The 4,558-nt window shown below is 29.7% G+C and carries 4 protein-coding genes; all 4 read right to left on the bottom strand.

Annotation, left to right across the window (positions count from 1 at the left end; genetic code table 11):
* Window positions 1-657: 657 nt before the first annotated feature.
* The 4 genes from CD032_RS04015 to CD032_RS04000 all read right to left on the bottom strand — a co-directional run bounded on the left by CD032_RS04015 (window position 658) and on the right by CD032_RS04000 (window position 4,520).
* On the bottom strand, window positions 658-1,308 hold the full coding sequence (locus CD032_RS04015; RefSeq protein WP_001070743.1) for a TetR/AcrR family transcriptional regulator: 651 nt from the start codon (window positions 1,306-1,308) through the stop codon (window positions 658-660).
* 9 nt (window positions 1,309-1,317) lie between these two features.
* Window positions 1,318-2,448 (bottom strand): ABC transporter permease, encoded by a 1,131-nt coding sequence (locus tag CD032_RS04010; protein ID WP_002485594.1) that lies wholly within the window; start codon window positions 2,446-2,448, stop codon window positions 1,318-1,320.
* Between the two features lies 1 nt (window position 2,449).
* Window positions 2,450-3,154, bottom strand: coding sequence for an ABC transporter ATP-binding protein (locus CD032_RS04005; RefSeq protein ID WP_000573642.1), 705 nt, complete (start codon window positions 3,152-3,154; stop codon window positions 2,450-2,452).
* Window positions 3,155-3,404: 250 nt separating this feature from the next.
* The gene (locus CD032_RS04000) at window positions 3,405-4,520 is read right to left on the bottom strand and encodes a TcaA NTF2-like domain-containing protein (RefSeq protein ID WP_142382129.1); all 1,116 of its coding nucleotides are present in this window, start codon (window positions 4,518-4,520) and stop codon (window positions 3,405-3,407) included.
* Window positions 4,521-4,558: the final 38 nt, after the last annotated feature.

Genomic DNA, 4,558 nt, shown 5'->3' with positions numbered 1-4,558 from the left:
TGACATGATAAATTAGTGGTTAGCTATATTTTTTTACTTTGCAACAGAACCAAAAAAGTAGATAAAATAAATGAATGTTTAATCGTTTCTAATGAAAGTGGGAGTGAAACTTTAAAAATATCATTGTTTAGTATAGTGAGTATAGAGTAGTGAAAGTGAAAATAATTGTCACTACTTGTCATTTATATTATTGCAATCAATGTTACAATATATTTGAGCAAGTTAGATAGATGGTGGCTAATCTCATGAAAATGGGGTGATGCCTATGGTTTTGGTTTCTACTCCAAGAAAGGAATAGCATGACTGATTATGAAATGCTAATGATTGTTCTTACAATCATTGGTCTAGTAATAATGAGCAATAACCAAAAAAAATAACCATCTAGCATATACTTTGGCGAGTAACTAGAGGTTATTTTAATCTTATTAGTAAAATACAAGCCACTGTCTTTTTAACAGGCTCACTAGGGCGACATGTATTAGCATGTTGCTCTTTTTCGTATTTCTAAATACGTTTATTATAACTATATATTATCACGATAGTAAATAATTTCCAAATGAGTAACATTAATTCACAATTTTTAAGAGTCTGTGACATAAAGTTCTTGGCTCTAGAAATTATGTCCCTTACTCTCTTATTTCATATTTTGCATGATGTCTATTCTCGCTTAAACATCCTATATAAGCCCTCTTTTACGAATAACGCAAACTGCTGATAGTTTTCACCCTTAGTATAGTCATTATTAACTATTATTGGGATATTTAAATTTAAAATTTGTGCGACGACCGTACGTATAAAAAACTCAGGTTTAACATTGCGCATGTCACCATTATCGATAAACCATTCAATTTTATCTTTTAATTTACTCGTTAATTTATGGGTGAAAATATTAACTAATATATTTTGAAAATCTTCATTAGTAATAGCTTCATTTAAGATGACTTTAAGAATACGTCTATTGTCATAAATAAATTTAGATCTATTTTCTACAAATAAATTTATAAATGCATCAAAATGGGTTACTTCGTTTAATTCATCTGTAAATTGTTTAACAGCTACAGGTGCGATATGATCTCTTAAAATTGGAATTAATCCTGCGTATAATAACATTCTTTTACTTTTAAACTGCTTAAATACCGTTCCTTCTGCGACATTTGCACGCTGCGCAATTTCTTTAGTACTCGTTTTATCAAATCCTTGTTCACTGAATAATGCAATAGCACTTTCTATGACACGTCTTTGTTTATCGCTTAAATATTCAAGTTGAGGCACAATGGTTTCAACTAATGACTTAATATCTTGGTTCATATTGACCTCCTAAACTTTTCTATATCTTTTCATGCCTATAATATTTAAAATCAATAAGAAAATGAAAAATGCGAATAACACAATTAAATAAATGTAAATATCGTTGAATCCATAACCCTTGATCATAATATTTTTCATCGTTTGGCCGGTATAGAATAACGGCATGATATGTGAAAAGTATTGTAATCCTTTATTCATTGATTCAATTGGTATAATGCCTGCAAATAGTACTTGTGGCACTATGACTAATGGTATAAATTGAATCATTTGGAATTCTGAGGAAGCAAAGGTAGATAATAATATACCGAATGTCACAGCGACAAGCGCTGTTAATATTGCCGTTAATAGTACGAACCATATCGAACCTACTAAGTCTATATGCAGAATATAAATTGCATATAATACGACAACTATTGTTTGGATAACGCTAAAACTACCATAACCGAAAACATAACCAAAAATAATTTCACTTCTTTTTATTGGAGAGGCAAGTAAACGTTCTAATGTGCCAGAAGTACGCTCTTTTAATAAGCCAATGCCAGAAATTAAAAACGTAAAGAAAAAGACAAAAAATCCAATTAAAATAGGATTTATCATATCAAAATACGTAGAATCTGATGAACCATATAAATAGTGCGTTGTTAGTTTATATGGTTTAGCCATATCTTGATGAGGCGTGTCTCCCCCATCCCCGGGCATTTTTTGTTGTATTTTAGTTAACGCTTGATGCAATTTATTAGTATTATCTTTCATGGCATTCATGTTATGACTCATTAACCATTTTTGATTTGCACCTGTTAGTTCTCCTGCTTGTGTAGGATTATCGTTAGCATAAGTCACTGATACTTTTTGACCATCACTGTGCAAAAATCCTGTTAATTTGTCGTCTTTAATTTTATCACTTATATCATTGTCATTTTTATAATGTTTAACGTGAATATCTTTATCATGTAATTCAGTCATTAATGAATCTGGTACATCGTGAACCCCAACTGTTACGCCATTCGTATTATCGGCAACTGTAAAAATGTAATATAGTAGCGACAATAGTAATATAGGTGCAATAAGTAACAGTGCCAATGTTCTTACATCTCGAATCGTCTGTTTGAAAATACGTCCTGCTATGTGCAACGAATTCATTTTATCCCTCCATATTCAGAAATACGCCTTCAATCGTATCTGTGTGATATTGTTTTTTCACTTCATCTGGTGTACCCGTTGCCAATATCTTTCCTTGATTCATTAATACGAGCTTATCACAGCGTGTAGCTTCATCTAATACATGCGTTGTCACTATAATGCATTTATCTTCAGCCTTTGCTTTAGTTAAATCCTTCCAAATCGTCTGACGCAATTTAGGATCAATGCCAACTGTAGGTTCGTCTAATATAAGGATATTAGGATTTTGTAAAAAGCTAATAGCTAAAGATAAGCGTCGTTTCATTCCACCAGAATACATTTCAACTTTCTTATCTAAATCATTGTCTAATTGAACCATGGAACTGCATAGGTTCACACGTTTTTTAATATCTTCTTTATCACGCATATAAATTCTTGCGAAAAACGTTAAATTTTCACGTCCAGTTAAATCATTATATAAAGCATCATTTTGAGCCATATAACCAATATTTGATAATATCTTTCTATTCGGCATTGTATGTTCTTGAATAGTGACTTGCCCACCATCAATTTTCTCCATGCCTAAAATGCACTGTATTAATGTCGTTTTTCCAGTACCTGAAGGACCGATTAGACCCACAACCTCACCAGCATTAAATGATATAGATATATCATCTACCACTTGTTGTTTACCAAAGGATTTACTTACATTTTTTACCTCTATCATAAATTGTTCCTCCTCACACCGATAAAATGAGTGACCACTCACTTTATCTATATACTACTTTTTTTTATATTCGTTGTCAATAAAAAATGAAGAGAGGTAAAATTTTATTTTTATAAAAAGATTTTGTAGTCATGCACCAACAATAATGACTAGAATTAAAAGAATCTTGATACAAGAGCATTTTAATTCAGTCATCTACTGTCTATATAAAAATAGAGCCTAAGACAAAATTATGCCCCAGACTCTTAACTTATATATCTGTATAATCAATTATTTTAAATTCGTCTAAATCTTTATCATATTTTAAAACATATTTTGATTTAATAGTTGTTTTATCTAGTTTCTTTGAAGCTGTTACCGTAAATTTATTATCATTTTGTTCAACACTTAATATTTTTAAGTCTGTGTAATGATTTTTAGCTTTACCAGTCACAACTTTTTTCATATGCTTTTCAACTGAACTATCAGATTTGATAAATCTTTCAATATACTGGTAATCAGAATGTTTGTAAGCACCATTTAATTCATCAGTATAATCTTTAATAAACCCTTTTGCTTTTGATTTTTCTTTTTTAGCTTCTTCTTTATACTTACTAATATCATGTTGTTTAAAGGATAAATTAACTGTATTACCATTACTATCTATATTTTTAGTATCGGTTTCAAACGATTTATTTTCAACTTTACCCTTAGCTGCAACTTGAATACTATCATTGTTGGAATAATAACCATATATTTTATTTGGACTATATTTAGATTTATGGCCATTTATCACTAAAGATATTGAATTATTATCTAGTAGTTTTGTATTCTCTAAATTCACTTTAAACTTAGCTTGATCAAAACTTTGATTAGCGATAATTCTATTTTTAGCATCTGTATTATCAGTATCAAATTCTAATTTACCTTTACTCTGACCATTTACTAAAGATTGCTTAATTTCTTTATTTGCATTAATAGAATATCGACCTACAAAAAATTGCCCAATTTCACTTGTACTATTTTTATCACTTGAAGTATGTCGCTTACCATCTAATTTATAATTATAAACACCTGTATTATCATTTTCAGTTACATAAACCCTATTGAAATGGGGCGTAAATGCTAATTTATCTATTAGAAAAAATTTCTTACCATCTTTTTTTATATCAATGATTGTTCTATCCTTAGCATCAGTAATCGTACCTAAATCAACTCTATATTGCTTATCTTTATCAATATTTGATTGGGCTTTATTTAGTTGTTCATTAATTCTTTTTTTATTTTCAGGCTTTTCCATGTACTGAACAAATGCTTTAGCTTCTGTTTTAGATAAATTCCGTTCACTATTAGATAGGTAATTAGATATTTTATGGTTCTGTTGCAAAGTTGAATTTATAGTATAATTTTAACAAAAAGGAGTCT

This window comes from Staphylococcus cohnii subsp. cohnii (assembly GCF_002902365.1).
Classification (GTDB): domain Bacteria; phylum Bacillota; class Bacilli; order Staphylococcales; family Staphylococcaceae; genus Staphylococcus; species Staphylococcus cohnii.
The sequence above is the reverse complement of the archived record's forward strand: the minus strand, read 5'-3'. Positions and strand labels throughout refer to the sequence as shown.

What these genes read in the sequence shown, in the direction of transcription:
- CD032_RS04015 (WP_001070743.1), bottom strand. Translation starts at nt 1,308, where the DNA reads ATGAACCAAGATATTAAGTCATTAGTTGAAACCATTGTGCCTCAACTT.
- CD032_RS04010 (WP_002485594.1), bottom strand. Translation starts at nt 2,448, where the DNA reads ATGAATTCGTTGCACATAGCAGGACGTATTTTCAAACAGACGATTCGA.
- CD032_RS04005 (WP_000573642.1), bottom strand. Translation starts at nt 3,154, where the DNA reads ATGATAGAGGTAAAAAATGTAAGTAAATCCTTTGGTAAACAACAAGTG.